Raw genomic sequence first — 17,516 nt, 5'->3', positions numbered from 1 at the left:
ACTCAGTTGGGGCGGTACAGCGGTATCGAGGTGCGGCGGACACCGCAACATCGCCCCCAAGGAGTCGATCAACCGCGCCGCCCGCGTCCCGACCGGGCATCGCGCGTCCCGACCGGCATCGCGCGTCCCGTCGGCTTGTCGACGACTGTCCGGATGGCGGGCGCGGTGGGCTGTCCCGGGGCATGCCGCGTGCACTAGCGTTGACGCACTCACTCCACCAAGCCAGCGCGTCGCCGTCGTAGTCGATACGCCTCCGGCCGACATCAGCCTGCCCGTTCGGAGGGTTCTCCCGCGAACTCCCACTGCGCGCCCACCGGTCCGGGCAGGATCGTCCTCAACGAGGAGGTGCCCCGTGGTGCAGGACACCCGCGCTCTCGCCCTGACGTTCGAGGTGAGCGGCCTGCCACCGGTGAAAACTGAGGCGCTGTCCATCTTCGCCGCCGGCCATCGGCAGGCGACGAGGGTACGCGCCCTGCTCGAGGCGGCCTGTGCCGCGGCCCAGCAGACCGGCTGGACGCCGTTGGCCGGGCCGGTCGAGGTCGACCTGATCCTGCGGTGCCCACCCGGGCACCGCACCTCCGACGCCAGCACCCTGCTGGGCGGGGTGTGCGCGGTGCTCCAGGACAAGAAGCGGGTGGCGAACATCGGGTTGGCCCACCTCGGGGTCCTGGTCGACGTCGCGCTCTACGCCGACGACCGGCAGATCCGCCGGTTGTCGTACCGGGAGGAACCGGCGGAGAACCTCTCGTACCAGGTCCGGGTGGCCGCCGCGCCCACCGTGGTTTGACCGACGTCCGCGGTGGGGTACCGCGGACGCCGACGAAGGGAGCACCGATGTCGGAGCCACATGTCACGCTCGACCCGCGCGGGCTCGACCCGGTGCAGCAGAAGCTGCGCGGCCCGCTGGAGGATCAGCTGACCTCGGCGCTGCAGGCCGCCACCGACCGGGTCCGCGCCAGCTACGCGGGGGAACCGGTCGAGCAGGTCTGCCAACGGCTGCTCGACGAGACCCGCTCCGGGCTGCACCCGGACATCGCCGCCGGCTTCCGCCCCGACATGGACGAGTTCTGCCGGGTCGCGGTGGCGATCGTCCGCAACGAGATCTCCTGAACCCTGGCGGGGTCGGCGTCCGCCGGCCCCACCCGGGCGTCGATCCCGGCCGGAGCTGAAGCCCGGTCGGTCAGTAGCGGCCGAGGTTGGCCGCCGGGCAGATCACGATGCGCGGTGAGTGCTTCGGATCCAGCCAGCGCAGCACCGACACCAGGTCGGTGTGGGACAGGCTGACGCAGCCGGCGGTCGGGCCGCCGGCAGGGGTGCTGAACTCGTGCAGGAAGATGCCGCTGCCCGCGTCCGGCACCGGCTTCGGCACGTTCGGCGGCATGTTGTAGGTGATCACGGCGAAGTGGGTGTACGCCGGCACCTCCCGCCACAGCGCCTCGCTGTAGCCGCCCGGGTTCGTGCTGCTGTGCTGGAAGGTGTTGTAGGCCGGCGAGTCGGGGTTCTCGTTCCACCAGTCGTTCGTGACCACCCGGTGGTACGGGAACCGTACGCCCGGGTCGGCGGCGACGCCGTACATGGTGGGGCCGAACGAGTACACCCCGGTCGGGGTGGTCGCCACACCCTCGGTGTGGTGGTCGCTGAAGCCCTTCGCGCCCACCCGGGCGGGCAGCGGGGCGGAGACCGGCACCCAGTGGCCGCCCGCCCGGTGGAACGTCTCCAGGGTGGCGTGGGTGGTCGTATAGCCGCTGCCGGTGACGATGACGACCTGCCGGGTCGCGGCGGGCAGGGTGGTCAACCGGGAGGCCCGGTTCGGTGGTGGGACCGGGCGCCCCCGGCCCGCCGCCGGGTCCGTGTCGCGCCCGTCCGTCCCGGATGAGGTCCGCATTCCGCACATGATCGCACCGCCGGCGGTTCTGCGACGCCCCGCCGCCCCGGGCGGGTGGGGCGCGTCGCGCCCGGTGGGTGGGTCAGGGTCGGGTCCGCAACTCCCCGACCCTGACCGCCAGCCGTCCGGCCCGGCGGCGGTTCACGCCGGTGCGGGCGCGACGGGCGGGTCAGGCCGGTACCGTCGGGCCCGACACGCGGACCAGGCCCGTCGGCACTCAGCTCCCCGGTGCCCCGGTGCCGGACTTCGGCGCGTTCCCGACCACCCCGATCGGTCGTGAACGCCGGCCCAGGTTAGGCAGCCGCCGGATGGCCGGGCAAGCAGGTCGACGGGGTCGGGGAGGTGATTGCCGCCGGGGCGCAATTGCGGCATCCCGACGTGACACGGTCAGCCGGCCGGACGCTGTTGGCTCTCAGAAGTGGGCGAGCAGATCGGGGAAGGCGGCCAGCCGGATCACCCCGGTGTCGGCCGGGTCGAGGTCGTCGTCCTCCAGCACCCAGGTGTTCTCGTTGGGGATGAACACCGCCCGCATCCCCGCCGCCCGTGCCGGCAGGATGTCCGACTTCGGGGAGTTGCCGATCATCCAGGCGTCGGCCGGGGCGAAGCCGTGCTCCCGGGCCAGCCACCGGTAGGTGCCGGCGTTCTTCTCGGGCACGATGTGCGCCGCGCCGAAGTGGTGCAGCAGGCCGCAGGCGTCCAGTTTGCGCTGCTGCTCCTGGCGGTCCCCCTTGGTCAGCAGCAGCAGGTCGTAGCGGGTGGCCAGGGCGTCGAGGGTGTCGGCGACCCCGGGCATCAGCTCGACCTCGTGGTTGACCAGCGCAGCGGCCAGCCGGTCGATGTCCGCGCGTTCCCGGTCGGTGGCCGGTCGCTCCCGCAACCGCTCCAGGCACTCGCCGAGGCTGCGCAGGAACACCTTGCTGCCGTACCCGTGGGCCACCGCGTTGGCCCGCTCGATGTCGTCGAGCACGGTGCGGATCTGGGCCCGGTCGAGCGTGGGGTGGTCGAGCCAGTCCAGGAAGTCGTCGATCACCCGCTCGAACACGACGTTGTTCTCCCAGAGCGTGTCGTCGGCGTCGAAGATCAACGTCGTCGCGCCCGCCCCCGGGGCCGATCCGGTCCCACCCGTACTCATCCGGTCCCCTCCCGCAGGATCGCCCCGCCCGGGCGGCGGCGGCCGACGGACACGCTAGCGGTCCGGCCCGCCCGGCACATCCGGGTTATCCCGGCGCAGGGTCAGGATCAGGTCGGCCACCAGCGCCGTCCACCCGGTCTGGTGCCAGGCCCCGAGGCCCGCGCCGTTGTCGCCGTGGAAGTACTCCGGAAACGCGATCAGGTCCCGCCAGTCGGGATGGGTCTGGAAGAGCTGACACGCACCGTAGATCGGCCGGCGGCCCCAGCCGTCCCGGGTGAACAGGGAGATCAGCCGGGCCGACAGGTCATCGGCGATCTCGTCCAGGGTGCACTTACGTCCCGACCGGGTCGGGTACTCCACCTGGAGGTCGTCGCCGAAGAACGCCGCGTAGTCGCGCAACGCGCTGATCAGCAGGAAGTTCGTCGGCATCCAGATCGGGCCGCGCCAGTTGGAGTTGCCGCCGAACAACCCGCTCGTCGACTCGGCCGGCTCGTAGCCGACGCAGAACTCCTGCCCGCCCAGGTCGACCGCGAACGGCTTGTCCAGGTGCGCCCGGCTCAGCGTGCGCAGGCCGTAGTCGGAGAGGAACTCCTCGGGGTCGAGCATCCGGGCCAGCAGCCGGACCACCTGCTCCGGGCCGACCATGGACAGCAGCCGCTGCTGGCGGCCGTCCGGGCCGAGCCGGCGGGCACCGATCACGTCGGCGTACTCGGGGCGCTGGCTGAGGAACCAGCGCAGCCGGGCCCCCAGCTCCGGCAGGCGTTGCAGGGTCCGCGCGGACAGCCGGGTGGTGGCCGCCAGCGGCAGCAGCCCCACCACCGAACGGACCTTCAGCGGCACCTGGGTGCCGTCGGCGAGGCGCAGCACGTCGTAGAAGAACGCGTCCTCGGCGTCCCACAGGCCCTGCGAGTAGCCGGCGGCGGCGATGTAGGCGAAGTGCTCGAAGAACTTCGTCGCGGTGTCCACGTACGCCCGGTCGTGCTCGGCCAACACGATCGCCATGTCCAGCAGGTTGAGCGCGTACATCGCCATCCAGCCGGTGCCGTCGGACTGCTCCAGCACCCCGGCCACCGGCAACGCCGCCGACCGGTCGAACGGACCGACGTTGTCCAGCCCCAGGAAACCGCCCTCGAACAGGTTGTTGCCGCCGGTGTCCTTGCGGTTGACCCACCAGGTGAAGTTGAGCAGCAGCTTGTGCATCACCCGGGCGAGGAACTCGTGGTCGCGCCCGCCGTCGATCTCGAACACCTTCAGTGCCGCCCAGGCGTGCACCGGTGGGTTCACGTCACCGAACGCCCACTCGTACGCCGGGATCTGGCCGTTGGGGTGCAGGTACCACTCGCGCAGCAGGAGCAGCACCTGCTCCTTGGCGAAGCCCGGGTCGACCCGGGCGATGGTGACGCAGTGGAAGGCCAGGTCCCAGGCGGCGTACCAGGGATATTCCCACGGGTCCGGCATGGAGATCACGTCGAAGCTGGTCATGTGCCACCAGGCGCTGTTGCGCCCGTGCCGGCGGCCGGCCGGCGGCGTCGAGCCCGGGTCGCCCTCCAACCACCGCTTGACGTCGAAGTGGTAGAACTGCTTTCCCCACATCAGCCCGGCGATCGCCTGCCGGGCGACCAGCGCCTCGTCGGGGCTGGCCGCCGCCGGGATCACCCCGGCGAAGAAGCGGTTCGCCTCGGCCCGCCGGGCCCACACCACCGCGTCGAAGCCGGCCCCCAGGTCCGCCGGGGGTGGCGCGGCGGCCCCGGGCGGCGGCGCGGTGCGGGTCAGCCGCAGCCGGATCTGCCGCTGCCCACCGGCCGGCACGTCGAGCACGTAGTGCAGGGCGCCCTTGGTGCCCTCCCGGTCGGGGTTGACGGTGGCGGCGCCGGCCACCACGTGGTCGTTGATCCCGTCCTTCGGGTACGGCGACCGGCCGGCCAGCCCCCACAGCCGCTCGGCGTTGGTGTCGTTGTCGCACAGCAGCGGGACCGGCTCGCCGTCGCCCTCCAGCAGGAGCTGCCCCAGCACCCAGTGCTCGCCGACCAGCCGGCCGTCCTCGCCGGTCAGCCGGGGCACCCGGTCCGCGCCGGGCGGACCCCAGGCCCAGGTGTTGCGGAACCACAGCGTGGGCAGCACGTGCAGGCTTGCCGCCTCGTCGGCCCGGTTGGCGACGGTGATCAGGATGCACAGGTCGGTCGGGGACGCCTTGGCGTAGTCGACGGTGACCGCCCAGTACCGGTCGTCGTCGAAGATGCCGGTGTCGACCAGCTCGTACTCGTTCTCGTCCCGGCCACGCAGGGCGTTGACGGCGACCAGTTCGTCGTACGGGAAGGCGGCCTGCGGGTAGTGGTAGCGCCAGCGCATCCACGAGTGGGTGGGGGTGCTGTCGAGGTACCACCAGTATTCCTTGGCGTCCTCACCGTGGTTGCCGCCGTCGCCGCCGAGGCCGAACATCCGCTCCTTGAGGATCGGGTCGACCCCGTTCCACAGCGCCAGCGCGAAGCAGAACGTCTGCCGGTCGTCGCAGACGCCCGCCATGCCGTCCTCGTTCCACCGGTAGGCTCTGGACCGCGCGTGGTCGTGGGGGAAGTAGTCCCACGCCGTGCCGTGCTCGCTGTAGTCCTCCCGTACCGTCCCCCACGCCCGCTCGGACAGATAGGGACCCCATGCGCGCCAGTCCTGCTCCCCGGCGTCGGCCTGGGCGAGCCGGATCCGCTCGGCGTCGGGGGACGGGACGTCGGAGGGCGATCTGTCGGTGAACACCTGCACATTTTCGACGCCGGCGGAGTACTTGACCACAGCGACCATTGTCGTCGTGGCGTGTTACACCTCGCCGCCACAGGAGGAAAGAAGTTGATCGAGTTCGGTTTCGGGCCGGGGGTCTGCGGTGAACTGGCCGCCGGGGCGACCCGGGAATGGCTGGTCACCGACGGTCTCGGCGGGTACGCCATGGGCACGGTGAGCGGGCTGCGGACCCGCCGCTACCACGGTCTGCTGGTGGTGGCCGGGGAGACCCCGGCGGCCCGCCGGGTGGGTCTGGTCAGCCTGGACCCGGCGGTGGTCCTGCCGTCCGGGGCCCGGGTCCGGCTCGGCGCGCACGAGTGGAACTCCGGGGTGGTCGACCCGCGCGGCTACGAGTACCTGGAACGCTTCGATCTGGTCGACGGGCTGCCGCGCTGGCGGTGGCGGGTCGGCGACGTGGTGATCGAGCGGGAGCTGGCCATGACGCACGGCCGGTCCGCGGTGGCGGTGGTGCACCGGCTGGTGGCCGGCGGCCCGGTCCGGCTCGACCTCTCGGCCGCCTGCACCTGGCGCGACGCGCACGGCGAACGGCGGGCCGACGGCCCGACGCCCCGGGTGGAACCGGCCGACGGCGGCGCGGTGGTCGAGGGCGCGTTCCGCCTCGTCGGCCCGGACTGGACGCCCGAGGGGCAGTGGTGGCTGGGCGTGCACCACCGCGAGGAGGCCGCCCGGGGGCTGCACCCCGACGAGGACCTGTGGTGCGCCGGGCGGTTCTCCGGCGCACTTGAGCAGCCCGGGGACACCGTGTCGGTGCTGGCCTGGGCCGGTGACCTGGCCGAGGAGCCGCCCCCGGCGACGCAGGTGGTGGCGGCGGCCCGGCAGCGGCACCGGGCGGTGGTGGCGGCGGCGAAGCCGGCCGACGCGGTGGACGCGACCCTGGCGCTGGCCGCCGACGCGTTCGTGGTGCGCACCCCCGCCGGGCCGGACGTGGTCGCCGGGTACCCCTGGTTCGGCGCCTGGTCGCGGGACACGATGACCTCGTACGAGGGGTTGTTCCTGTGCACCGGGCGGGCCGACGAGGGGCGGGAACTGCTGCGGGCGTACGCGGCGACGCTGTCGGAGGGGATGCTGGCGAACACCGCCGACACCGGTCGGGTGGAGTACAACACGGTCGACGCGACGCTGTGGTTCCTGCACGCGGTCGGCCGGCACGTCACCGTCACCGGCGACACCGACCTGGGCGACGAGCTGCTGCCGGCGCTGCACGGGGTGGTGCGGGCACACCTGGCCGGTACCCGGTACGGCATCGCCGTCGACCCCGCCGACGGGCTGATCACCCAGGGCGGCACCCCGGGCACCGCGCTGACCTGGATGGACGCCCGGGTGTACGGGGTGCCGGTGACCCCCCGGGTCGGCAAGCCGGTCGAGGTGAACGCGTTGTGGATCAACGGGTTGGCCGGGTTGGCGGAGCTGACCGAGCTGGCCGGGCAGGACCCGGACGAGCTGTGGCGGCTGCACGACCGGGCCCGGGAGGCGTTCGGCAAGCGGTTCCCCACCCCGGCGGGCTGGCTGCACGACGTGGTGGACGCGCCCGCCCCGGCGTACCCGCTGGGTGGGGCGGCGCACCACGACGACGACCTGCTGCGCCCCAACCAGCTGCTCGCCTGGTCGCTGCCGTACGCGCCGTTGGAGCCGGACCCGGTGGCGCTGCGTCGGGTGGCGGCCGGGCTGTTCACCCCGCTGGGGCCGCGCAGCCTCGCCCCCGACGCGCCGGAGTTCGCGCCCCGGCACCGGGGTGGCCCGGCGGAGCGGGACGGCGCCTACCACCAGGGCACGGTCTGGCCGTGGCTGGTCGGGCCGTTCGTCGAGGCGTACCGCAGGGCCGGGCTACCCACCGACGACCTGCTGGTCGGTCTGGTCGGACATCTGGGGGAATTCGGCCTGGGCTCGGTGAGCGAGACGGCGGACGCCACCGCCCCGCACGCCGCCACCGGATGCCCGTTCCAGGCGTGGTCGGTGGCCGAGCTGCTGCGTGTCCGACGCGCCCGATAGGCACCCGTTACACACCGGCAACGGTGGCGTCTCCGCTGGTTATCGGGCAGTGGGCAGGATGGGCCCCGACCCCGGGCCGCGCACGGACACCATCGTGGTGTCCTACCGGCGCGCGCCCAGGACACCACCCGAAGGGGGCCGTATGTCACCGGACGCCGACGTGATCGACATCCACCCCGCCCGGCACCAGCGGGTGCTCATGCTGTCCTGGGAGTACCCGCCGGTGCTGGTCGGCGGCCTCGGTCGGCACGTGCACGCCCTGGCCACCGCCCTGGCCGCCGCCGGGCACGAGGTCACCGTGGTCACCCGGCACGCCGAGGGGGCGCCGCTGGAGGAGTACGCCGACGGCGTACGCGTCCTGCGCGCCCCCGAGGACCCGGTGACCTTCCCGCTGGCCACCGGCTCCCTGCTGGCCTGGACGATGGCGTTCAACCACACCCTGACCCGGACCGCCCTGCGGGCCGCCGACACCGCCGGCTACGACGTCGTCCACGCCCACGACTGGCTGGTCGGGCACACCGCCGTCACCCTGGCCGAACACCTCGACCTGCCGTTGGTCACCACCATCCACGCCACCGAGGCCGGCCGGCACCAGGGCTGGCTACCCGGGGAGCTCAACCGCACCATCCACGGCGTCGAACACTGGCTCAGCAACGCCTCGGCCCGGGTGATCGCCTGCTCCGGCTACATGCGAGCCCAGGTCAGCCGGCTGTTCGACGTACCCGCCGGGCGGGTCGACGTGGTGCCCAACGGGGTCGACGACCGGGCGTTCCGGGCCCGACCCCGGGCGGTCGCCTCGGCCCGCGCCCGGTTCGCCGGGGACGGCCCGCTGGTCGGCTACGCCGGTCGGCTGGTCTACGAGAAGGGCGTGCAGCACCTCGTCGACGCCGTACCCCACCTGCGTGACCGGCACCCGGGGCTGCGGGTGGTGATCGCCGGGGACGGCCCGTACAAGGACGAGCTGGTCGACCAGGTACGCCGGCTGCACGTCGGCGACAGCGTCCGGTTCACCGGCTTCCTCGACGCCGGGCAACTCCCGGCGCTGCTCGCCGCCACCGACGCGACAGTCGTACCGAGCCTCTACGAGCCGTTCGGCATGATCGCCCTGGAGGCGGCGGCGGCCGGCGCGCCGCTGGCCGTGGCGAGCACCGGCGGGCTGGCCGAGATCGTCGAACCCGGGGTCACCGGGGTGACCTTCCCGCACAGCGACCCGGGTGCGCTGGCCGGGGCGGTCGACCGGCTCGTCGGCGACGAGGTCTTCGCCCGGCGGGTGGCCCGGCGGGCCCGCACCATGGTCGGCGAGCGGTACGGCTGGGCCGCCATCGCCGCGCGTACCGCCGGCAGCTACGCCACCGCCCGCCGCGACCACGACGGTTTCCAGGCCCGGCGGGCGGCGGGCCTGCTGGCCGGCGGTCGGCAACGGATCACGATCCCCGAGGGCAACCTGCTGCAATGGGACGGCGCGGCCTGCTGACCGGATCGAGACCTGACAACCGGTAGGTCCGCCCCGATCCATTGGCTACGGTGTACCTCGGCCGATGGTGAGGAGAACGGTGCAGCAGGTAGTGATCGCCGGCCGGTACCGCCTGTTGAAGTTGGTGGGCCGGGGTGGCATGGGCCGGGTCTGGTTGGCCCGCGACGAGGTGTTGCACCGTGAGGTGGCGATCAAGGAGGTGGTGCCCCCCGCCTGGCTGGCCGACGACGAACGCGACGAGGTGCGGCTGCGGACGCTGCGCGAGGCCCGCACCGCGGCCCGGCTCAACCACCCCAACGTGGTCCGGGTCTACGACGTGGTGCAGATCGAGGAACGGCCGTGGATCGTGATGGAGTACGTCCTGTCCCGGTCGTTGCAGACGGTGCTGGACACCACCGGCCCGGTCGACCCGGTCCGCGCCGCCGAGATCGGGCTGGCGCTGCTGTCCGCGTTGCGCGCCGCGCACTCCGCCGGTGTGCTGCACCGCGACGTGAAACCGCAGAACGTCCTGGTCGCCGACGACGGGCGGGTGATGCTCACCGACTTCGGGCTGGCCACCTTCGACGGCGGTGACGGGCTGATGACCCGCCCCGGGATGGTGCTCGGCTCCCCGCAGTTCGTCGCTCCCGAACGCGCCGCCGACGGGGTGTCCAGCGTGGAGGCCGACCTGTGGTCGCTCGGTGCCACCCTGCACGCCGCCGTCGAGGGCCGTTCCCCGTACGCCCGCAGCACCGCGATGGCCACCCTGGCCGCCCTTGCCACCTCCCCGCCGGACCCGGCCCCGCACGCCGGACCACTGCGTCCGGTGCTCGACGGGCTGCTGGTCCGCGACCCCCGGCACCGCATCCGCCACGACGAGGCCGCCCGTCGCCTGGAGGAGGTGACCCGGGTGACGCCCCGGCCGGAGCCGCCCACGGTGGTGCTGCCCGTCCCCCGTCCGATGGGGGTGGCCCGACCGAACCCGCCACCCGGCACGGAAGACCCACCGGCACCCCCGCGAACCCGCGCGGACCTCGATGCCGAGCGGGACTGGGGACCACCCGGCCGCCGGGTCGCCGCCGACGCGGCCGAACGGCCCGTCTCCCCCACGTCCTCCGGTGCACCCGGCCCCGACCCGACCGGCCACCCGCAGGTGGCGGGCGCTCCCGCGGTCGTCGGGCCCGGCCGGGAGCCGGCCGGGGCGACCCCGCCCGGTCGGGCCCTGGCCGGGTCGGATGACCCGGGAGGCTACCCGCCGGGGCCGGGCGGCACCGACGGTCGCGGCGGCACACCGGCCGGTGACCCGACCAGCTCCGGCGCGAAGCCGGCCGGAGGTCAGGTGGCCGGTCCCGGCCCGGGGGCGACCACCCCGGGTGGGCGCGGGCCGGGGCGCACCGGCGCGGGCGCGGGGTCACGGCGGGCGGCCGGCACGGGTGGGCCGGTCGGGATGCTCACCCGGCTACCCAGGAGTGCCCGGGGCTGGATCCTCGCCGGGGTGACCATCGCGGTGGGGGCGACGGCCGGCATCGGCACCACCATGGCGATCAACGAGGACGAGCACCGGGCCGCACCGGGGCAGACCGACGTGCCGGCCAGCAGCACCCCCTCGACCCGCCCGTACGGTCCGCCGGCCGGTGGTCCGGGCCGGCCGGGTCCACCACCCGGCGCCCAGGACCTCGCCCCGCCACCGCTGCCGTGCCTGCGTCCCGACCCGGTCGGCACGCAGGTCACCGGCCGACCGGCGACCGTGGACGACGGTTTCCGTCCCCCGTCCGGCTGGACCTGGTACGACGGTGCCGGCTACCGGATCGCCGTCCCGATCGGTTGGCTGCGTACCCAGGAGGGGCAGGTGGCCTGCTTCCGCGACCCGGGCAGCCGGCGGACGCTGAGCGTGGAACCGCTGACCGGTGGTGGCGGCGGGGCGTTGGAACGGCTCCTGGCCGAGGAACGCACCCAGCTCGGCTTCGGCGCCCTGCCCGGGTACGACAAGATCAGGCTGGCGGCGTTCGACGGCGACGGCGCCCAGTGGGAGTGCCGCTGGGACACCCCGTTCGGCGGCCGGGAGCACGGGGTCCGGCTGATCCCCGGCCGGGACCTGTCCGGGTACATCCTGAGCTGGTCGTCGGCGGACGAGGACTGGGACGACGCGACCGACGAGCTCGCGGTGGTCCGGGAGAGCTTCCGGGGCCGGTCGACGGAGGTGACCTCGCCGACCTGACCCACCCCGGCCCGCAGCCCCGCCGACGGCCGGCTTCCCGCGGGCCGACCGCCCGCGTCGCGCCCACCGGATCCGTCGCCGAGAACACCCCGGCCACCGTGGATATCCTGGTGACGGGGCAGCGAGGGGAAAACGTCGTGCACGAGCAGCGGGTCGCCGGGCGGTACCGGCTACTCGTTCTGGTCGGCACCGGCGGGATGGGCCGGGTCTGGTTGGCCCGCGACGAGATGCTGCACCGGGACGTCGCGGTCAAGGAGGTCGTCCCGCCGCACTGGCTCGCCGCCCATGAACGCGAGGAGCTACGGCTGCGCACGTTACGCGAGGCCCGCACCGCGGCCCGGCTCAACCACCCCAACGTGGTCCGGATCTACGACGTGGTGCACGACGGGGACAACCCCTGGATCGTGATGGAGTACGTCCCGTCCCGCTCGCTGCAACAACTGCTCGCCGAGGAGGGGCCGCTGGCCCCGCACCGGGTCGCCCGGATCGGGCTGGCGGTGCTGGCTGCCCTGCGCGCCGCCCACGCCGCCGGAGTGCTGCACCGCGACGTCAAGCCGCACAACGTCCTGGTCGCCGACGACGGGCGGGTGGTGCTCACCGACTTCGGACTGGCCACCTTCGACGGCGGTGACGGGGCGATGACCGGGCCGGGGATGGTGCTCGGCTCACCGCAGTTCGTCGCCCCCGAGCGCGCCCGTGACGGGGTGTCCAACCCGGGTACCGACCTGTGGTCGCTGGGGGCCACCCTCTACGCGGCGGTGGAGGGGCAGTCGCCGTACGCGCGGGGCAGCGCGATGGCGACGTTGAGCGCGCTGGCCACCGAGCCGCCCGACCCGGCGCGTCGGGCCGGGGCGCTGGGCCCGGTGCTGGCGGGCCTGCTGCGCCGTGAACCGGAGCGACGGCTCACCGCCGACGAGACGCAGACCCGGCTGAGCGCGGCGCTCGCGGCGACGCCCGCCGAGGCGCAGCCGCGGTTGGACGCGGCGACGCCCGCCACGCCGCAGGCGTCCGACCCGCCCACGCCGCAGGCGTCCGCCCCGGTCCCGGCACCTCCCAGGGTGGCGCCGGCCGGCGGGGACACCCCGCCGCTGCCGGCCGGTGGGCCGCGCCGGCGGTGGCCGCGGACCGCCCTGGTCGCGGTGGCCGTCGCGGGCGCGTTGCTGGCCGGGGTCGGGACGACGGTCGCGCTGCGCGACGGCACCGGCCCGACGCCCGTGCCGGGCCGTGACGCCGGCACCGGGGCGGCCCGACCGGCGGCCTTCCCGTGTGCCGCGCCCGCGCCGGCCGACGCCACCCCGGTCCGGTCCGCACCGCCGCCGCAGGGTGAGCGGTTCGGCCTGGTCGCGGGCTGGACCTGGTACGCCGACCCGGACGGCTTCCGGATCGCCGCGCCGGTCGGCTGGCTGCGCTACACCGACGGCACGGCGACCTGCCTGCGCGAGCCCGGTGGCCCCCGGGTGCTCAGCATCGCCCCCGGCGTCGCCCCGGCCGATCCGGTCGCCCACTGGCGGGCCGAGGAACGCCGGCTCACCGACGACGGTCGGCTCACCGGTTACCGGCGGGTGGACATCTCCGCGCTGGACATGTTCCGTGGCGGCGCGCTGTGGGAGTGCGAGTGGACCGGCCCGACCGGGGCCCGGCTGCACACCGCCCGGCTGCTGGTCCGGGTCGCCCCGCAGCGGGCCTACACCGTCTCATGGCTGACAGACCAGTTCGACTGGCAGGTCAACGCGACATACTTCCTGATGATCCGGCAGAGTTTCCGGCCTGCCGCGTGACACCCCTCCCCTGTGGACCGACCGGGTTGTTGCCCTGTCGGCGACGGTTCTGACACAGTGGCGTAGCGTTGTCGATCAAGAAAAACGGGGAGGGGCGAGGCGACATGATGGGACCGTCCCACGCGCTGTCGGGCGCTGCGGTGTGGCTGACCGGGTCGTGGGCGCTGGACCACTTCGCCGACTACCACCAGTCACCGCTCGCCCTGGCCGTCGGCACCGCCGTCTGCGCCGGTGGGGCGCTCTTTCCCGACCTCGACCTCTCCGGCAAGGTCACCCGCAACCAGGGCGGCGCGACGGTGGCCCGCACCTTCGGGGTGTTCTCGCTGTTCGTCGCCGAGGTGATGGAGAAGATCTCGCTCGGCGTCTACTACGCCACCAAGCTCAGCCGGGACCCGCGCCGCAACAACGGGCACCGCACCCTGACCCACACCATCCCGTTCACCGTGCTGGTCGGCTGGGGCACCACCGCGCTGTGCACCGCGTACGGCAAGTGGGCGGTGGTGGGCATCCTGTTCTTCATGATCGGGCTCGCGCTGCGCGGGCTGTTCGACGAGTGGGCCGAGCGGGCCGGCTGGGTGATCGTCACCCTCGTCTCGGCCGCCGCCGCCTGGTTCACCTTCGCCAACCTGCCCGGTGACCGTGGCTATCCGATGATCGGGCTGGCCGTCGGGGTGGGCTGTTTCGTGCACATCCTCGGCGACATGATCACCAAGGCGGGGGTGCCCATCCTCTGGCCGATCCCGATCAAGCGCCGGATGTGGACGATGATCGGGCTACCGAACAGCATCGCGTTGCGTACCGGCAGCAAGGCCGAGGTGGTCGTGTTGCGGACCGCGTTGACGGTGCTCTCCGTGCTCGCGGCCGTCGGCCTGGTCGCCCCCTCGGTGCTGCAACGGTTCAACATCGAGGTCTGACGGGCGCGTCCCACCGGGGACGGCGCCGGGACCAGCCGAACGTGGGACGGCCCGGGAGCGCTCCGCACGCCTACGATGCGTAGCATGTCGGCCGGCCCTGGGACCCGCCCCCTCGCCGGCTCCGGTCGCGGGCGGCTCCTCGCCGGCCTGCTGACGCTGCTGTCGTTGGTCCTCTTCGCGGGCGTGCTGTGGGACGCCGGGTACGCCCGGCTCTATCCAGCGGCCCGCTTCCTGCACCGGCCGCTGCCCGTGCTCGGGCTCGCCACGCTGGCCGCCCTGACGCTGGTGCTCGCCGGCTGGCTGGCCGCCCGGCAACCGCCGGCCACGACGGCACTACGGTCGGCCGCGCTCGGCTGCGCGGTGCTGCTCGGCGTGGGCACCGGCGCGTGGGGCATGTACCGCACCGGTTTCGCCTCGACCGTCGAGCGGGACTCCACGCTGGCCGTCTCCGCCGACGGCCGGTACGCGGTGGTCCGGCTGGACACCCGCGACTGGAAGGACCTGCCGCACACCGAGCTGCGGGTACGCGCCCGTGCCGGGCTGCTCAGCCACGACGCCGACCGGGAACTGGTCACCTGCCGCCACGAGCGCCCCCGGGAGCGGATCGACGCCGAGTTCGTCGGCGAACGGACGGTCCGGATCTCGCTGGTCGACCGGCCGGCGGTCACCGTCGCCTTCGACGGGCGGCTGCGCCCCCGGCACACCGTCGACATCTGCCGCCCACCCGAAAGCTGAGCGCGCTCAGACGCCGACCCGCTGGGGTGGCACGGTGAGGCCGTAGAGCGCCATCAGCTCCGGGGTGTCCACCCGGTTGCCGTCGGCCACCGAGTCGCAGGCGATGTCGACGATCTGGTCCTTGTGCGCCAGCAGGTACGGTCGGGCGCCGATGTCGGCACCGGCCAGGGTCGCGATGCCGGCCCAGTGCCGACGGCCGAACAGCATCGGGTACCCGCGCAGCCCGTCGTAGGTGGCACAGGCCAGCACGTCCGGGTACGGCAGCGCGGCCACCCGGCGGACCGCCTCCGGGGTGAGACCGGGCATGTCGACAGGCACCACCACCACCGCCTCGACCCGTTCGTCGGCCAACGCGGCCAGGCCGGCCCGGATGGACGAGCCGACCCCGGCCCCGGAGGCCCGGTTGACCACCACCGTGGCCGGGCTCAGGTCGGCCGCCGCCCGCACCTCGTCGGCCGCCGACCCGAGCACCACCACCAGTTGCTCACAGCCGGCCGCGACCATCGTGTCGATCATGCAGCTGACCAGCAGCCGGTCCCCCCGGCACAGCAACGCCTCGGGGCTGCCGAGCCGACGCCCCCCACCCGCCGCGATGATCATTCCTGCGATACGCACACCGGGTGCAACGAGCCCCCCGGGGGATGAGTGTCGGCACGAAACGGATATTTCACGCGTATACGCTCAACCAGCCGCCCCCCTCCCGCCCACGCCCACCCCACCCCACCCGCGCTCGACCCACCCGCGCCCGACCCGCCCCGGTGATCAAGAGGTTTGCGTCAGATTCGCCGCGTGCGGTGACGCGAACCTCTTGATCGCGTGACGCAAACCTCTTGATCACCGAGGGCTCGCACCGAGCGGGACGCGCCGGGGCAGGGCGGGGCGGGCCCGGGCAGGGCAGGCAGGGCAGGCAGGGGAGGAGGGGCGGGGTGGGGTCAGGCTTGGGCGTAGGTGGTCACGGTGGAGAGGTCGAGCGGGAAGCGCACGGGGGTGGGGCCGAACAGCAGCGCCGAGGCGCGCGCTCCGGCGCGACGGACCGCCTCGGCCACCGGGTCGGCCAGCTCAACCGGGCAGTGCACGATCACCTCGTCGTGCTGGAAGAAGACCAGCTCCCCACCGACCCCGGCCAGCTCTGCCCGCAGCGAGGCGAGCAGCGTCGAGGCCCACTCGGCGGCGGTGGCCTGGATGACGAAGTTACGGGTGAACCGACCCCGGGAGCGGGCCGCCCGCGCCCGGGGCGAGCGCGGGTCCGCCCCGGCGTCCGGGTCCACCGGGGCGTCGTCGGCGTCACCGGAGCCGACCCCGCCCGGCGGGCAGGTCCGGCCCAGCCAGGACCGGACCAGGCCACCGGACTCCCCGGTACGCGCCGCCGCCTCCAGGTAGCCGAAGGCGGTCGGATAGCTGCGTTTGAGCACGGCCAGCGCCGGCAGCGCCCCACCCCCGGTCTGCCCGTACATCGCGCCGAGCAGGGCGAGCTTGGCGCGGGCCCGGTCACCGCCGAAGGAGTCCTGGGCCAGCGCCGCGTAGAGGTCCCCGGCCGCTCCGGCGGAGGCCAGCCGGGCGTCACCGGAGACCGCGGCGAGCACCCGGGGCTCCAACTGACCGGCGTCGGCCACCACCAGCCGCCAGCCCGGATCGGCCACCACCGCCCGCCTGATCACCTTGGGGATCTGCAACGCGCCGCCGCCCCGGGTGGCCCACCGGCCGGAGACCACCCCGGCCGGGACGTACTCCGGGCGGAACCGGCCGTCGCGGACCCACGCGTCCCGCCAGGCCCAGCCGTGCGCCGTCCAGATCCGGTACAGCTCCTTGTATTCGAGCACCAGCGGGACGGCCGGATGGTCGACGCCGCGCAGCACCCAGGCCCGGGTGTTGGGCAGCTGCACACCGACCCGGGCGAAGGCGCGCAGCAGCTCCGCCGGGGAATCGGCGTGGACCTGCCGGACGCCGAGCGCCTCGGCGATCCGGGCGGCCAGCTCGGCCAGCCGCCGGGGCGGCCCACCCACCGGAGACGCCTCACCCAGCAGCTCGGCGAGGATCTCGTCGTGCACGTCGGCCCGCCAGGGCAGCCCGACGGCGGCCATCTCCACCGCGATCAGCGCGCCTGCCGACTCGGCGGCCACCAGCAGCCGGAACCGGCCGGGATGGGCGGTGGCGGCGATCCGGGCGAGCTGGTCGGCGTACACCCGGGTCAGGGCGTCGATGCCGGGGGCCGGCGGGCCGGCGACGGCCTCGAAGAGCGCGGCCTGCCCGTGCCCCGGCGGCGCGGCCGGCCGGGGCGGCGGGTCGGGTGGGACGGCGGCCCCGGTGAGCCGGGCGTACGCGGCGGCCAGCGAGCGGGGCTCACCCCAGCGCCCGGCGTGGCCCAGCAGCAGCCCCTCGGTCAGCTCGATGTCGTGGCAGCGCTCGACCCGCACCCCGGCGCGCAGCAACGCGGGGTAGAGCGTCGCACCGGACGCCCAGACCCAGCGGGGGTGCTCGGCCGCCTCGTGGGCGGCCACGGCGGCGGGCAGGTCGTCGACCGGCTCGACGGGCCCGGCCGGGTTACCGGCGGCGTCCAGCGGCTGGAGGGCACCGCCGCCCCGCTCCCCCGCCGCCACCGCCAGCACCGCCACGGCCCGATTG

13 protein-coding genes are annotated in these 17,516 nt (G+C 74.3%); 8 read left to right on the top strand and 5 right to left on the bottom strand.

Annotation, left to right across the window (positions count from 1 at the left end; genetic code table 11):
* The first annotated feature begins 355 nt into the window (after positions 1 to 355).
* Both ACN260_RS09130 and ACN260_RS09125 read left to right on the top strand, forming a co-directional pair.
* Positions 356 to 787, top strand: coding sequence for a hypothetical protein (locus ACN260_RS09130; RefSeq protein ID WP_204926243.1), 432 nt, complete (start codon positions 356 to 358; stop codon positions 785 to 787).
* 47 nt (positions 788 to 834) lie between these two features.
* On the top strand, positions 835 to 1,110 hold the full coding sequence (locus tag ACN260_RS09125) for a hypothetical protein (RefSeq protein WP_088647566.1): 276 nt from the start codon (positions 835 to 837) through the stop codon (positions 1,108 to 1,110).
* 70 nt (positions 1,111 to 1,180) lie between these two features.
* On the opposite strand, the gene ACN260_RS09120 is transcribed toward ACN260_RS09125, so the two are convergent.
* From ACN260_RS09120 to ACN260_RS09110, 3 genes are all read right to left on the bottom strand, one after another.
* Complete coding sequence (locus ACN260_RS09120; protein WP_422755532.1) at positions 1,181 to 1,885, bottom strand: L,D-transpeptidase family protein; 705 nt, start codon at positions 1,883 to 1,885, stop codon at positions 1,181 to 1,183.
* A gap of 412 nt (positions 1,886 to 2,297) precedes the next feature.
* On the bottom strand, positions 2,298 to 3,017 hold the full coding sequence (locus tag ACN260_RS09115; RefSeq protein ID WP_422755531.1) for an HAD family hydrolase: 720 nt from the start codon (positions 3,015 to 3,017) through the stop codon (positions 2,298 to 2,300).
* Positions 3,018 to 3,071: 54 nt separating this feature from the next.
* Positions 3,072 to 5,810, bottom strand: coding sequence for an MGH1-like glycoside hydrolase domain-containing protein (locus ACN260_RS09110; RefSeq protein ID WP_422755530.1), 2,739 nt, complete (start codon positions 5,808 to 5,810; stop codon positions 3,072 to 3,074).
* Between the two features lie 45 nt (positions 5,811 to 5,855).
* On the opposite strand from ACN260_RS09110, the gene ACN260_RS09105 reads away from it, so the two are divergent.
* The 6 genes from ACN260_RS09105 to ACN260_RS09080 all read left to right on the top strand — a co-directional run bounded on the left by ACN260_RS09105 (position 5,856) and on the right by ACN260_RS09080 (position 14,894).
* On the top strand, positions 5,856 to 7,796 hold the full coding sequence (locus tag ACN260_RS09105) for an amylo-alpha-1,6-glucosidase (protein ID WP_422755529.1): 1,941 nt from the start codon (positions 5,856 to 5,858) through the stop codon (positions 7,794 to 7,796).
* Positions 7,797 to 7,938: 142 nt separating this feature from the next.
* On the top strand, positions 7,939 to 9,270 hold the full coding sequence (locus ACN260_RS09100; protein ID WP_422755528.1) for a glycosyltransferase family 4 protein: 1,332 nt from the start codon (positions 7,939 to 7,941) through the stop codon (positions 9,268 to 9,270).
* Between the two features lie 139 nt (positions 9,271 to 9,409).
* On the top strand, positions 9,410 to 11,467 hold the full coding sequence (locus tag ACN260_RS09095; RefSeq protein WP_422756669.1) for a protein kinase domain-containing protein: 2,058 nt from the start codon (positions 9,410 to 9,412) through the stop codon (positions 11,465 to 11,467).
* A 197-nt stretch (positions 11,468 to 11,664) separates the two neighbouring features.
* Positions 11,665 to 13,245, top strand: coding sequence for a serine/threonine-protein kinase (locus tag ACN260_RS09090; RefSeq protein WP_422756668.1), 1,581 nt, complete (start codon positions 11,665 to 11,667; stop codon positions 13,243 to 13,245).
* A 104-nt stretch (positions 13,246 to 13,349) separates the two neighbouring features.
* On the top strand, positions 13,350 to 14,159 hold the full coding sequence (locus ACN260_RS09085) for a metal-dependent hydrolase (RefSeq protein WP_422755527.1): 810 nt from the start codon (positions 13,350 to 13,352) through the stop codon (positions 14,157 to 14,159).
* An 84-nt stretch (positions 14,160 to 14,243) separates the two neighbouring features.
* Entirely contained in the window at positions 14,244 to 14,894 is a 651-nt protein-coding gene (locus ACN260_RS09080; protein ID WP_422755526.1) for a hypothetical protein, read from the top strand.
* A 6-nt stretch (positions 14,895 to 14,900) separates the two neighbouring features.
* Here the strand turns inward: ACN260_RS09080 and ACN260_RS09075 are convergent, their stop codons facing one another.
* Positions 14,901 to 15,494: a nucleotidyltransferase family protein gene (locus ACN260_RS09075; protein ID WP_422756667.1), complete on the bottom strand. Its 594-nt coding sequence runs from the start codon at positions 15,492 to 15,494 to the stop codon at positions 14,901 to 14,903.
* Positions 15,495 to 15,826: 332 nt separating this feature from the next.
* Positions 15,827 to 17,506, bottom strand: a complete 1,680-nt coding sequence (locus tag ACN260_RS09070; RefSeq protein WP_422755525.1) for a bifunctional 3'-5' exonuclease/DNA polymerase — start codon at positions 17,504 to 17,506, stop codon at positions 15,827 to 15,829.
* Positions 17,507 to 17,516 lie beyond the last annotated feature (10 nt).

Origin of the sequence: Micromonospora sp. WMMD708 (genome assembly GCF_049315245.1) — a bacterium.
Taxonomy (GTDB): Bacteria; Actinomycetota; Actinomycetes; order Mycobacteriales; family Micromonosporaceae; genus Micromonospora; species Micromonospora wenchangensis.
This window is presented reverse-complemented; position numbering and strand designations above follow the sequence as displayed.

What these genes read in the sequence shown, in the direction of transcription:
- ACN260_RS09125 (WP_088647566.1), top strand. Translation starts at nt 835, where the DNA reads ATGTCGGAGCCACATGTCACGCTCGACCCGCGCGGGCTCGACCCGGTG.
- ACN260_RS09090 (WP_422756668.1), top strand. Translation starts at nt 11,665, where the DNA reads ATGGGCCGGGTCTGGTTGGCCCGCGACGAGATGCTGCACCGGGACGTC.
- ACN260_RS09120 (WP_422755532.1), bottom strand. Translation starts at nt 1,885, where the DNA reads ATGCGGACCTCATCCGGGACGGACGGGCGCGACACGGACCCGGCGGCG.
- ACN260_RS09075 (WP_422756667.1), bottom strand. Translation starts at nt 15,494, where the DNA reads ATGATCATCGCGGCGGGTGGGGGGCGTCGGCTCGGCAGCCCCGAGGCG.
- ACN260_RS09100 (WP_422755528.1), top strand. Translation starts at nt 7,939, where the DNA reads ATGTCACCGGACGCCGACGTGATCGACATCCACCCCGCCCGGCACCAG.
- ACN260_RS09110 (WP_422755530.1), bottom strand. Translation starts at nt 5,810, where the DNA reads ATGGTCGCTGTGGTCAAGTACTCCGCCGGCGTCGAAAATGTGCAGGTG.
- ACN260_RS09095 (WP_422756669.1), top strand. Translation starts at nt 9,410, where the DNA reads ATGGGCCGGGTCTGGTTGGCCCGCGACGAGGTGTTGCACCGTGAGGTG.
- ACN260_RS09085 (WP_422755527.1), top strand. Translation starts at nt 13,350, where the DNA reads ATGATGGGACCGTCCCACGCGCTGTCGGGCGCTGCGGTGTGGCTGACC.
- ACN260_RS09115 (WP_422755531.1), bottom strand. Translation starts at nt 3,017, where the DNA reads ATGAGTACGGGTGGGACCGGATCGGCCCCGGGGGCGGGCGCGACGACG.
- ACN260_RS09080 (WP_422755526.1), top strand. Translation starts at nt 14,244, where the DNA reads ATGTCGGCCGGCCCTGGGACCCGCCCCCTCGCCGGCTCCGGTCGCGGG.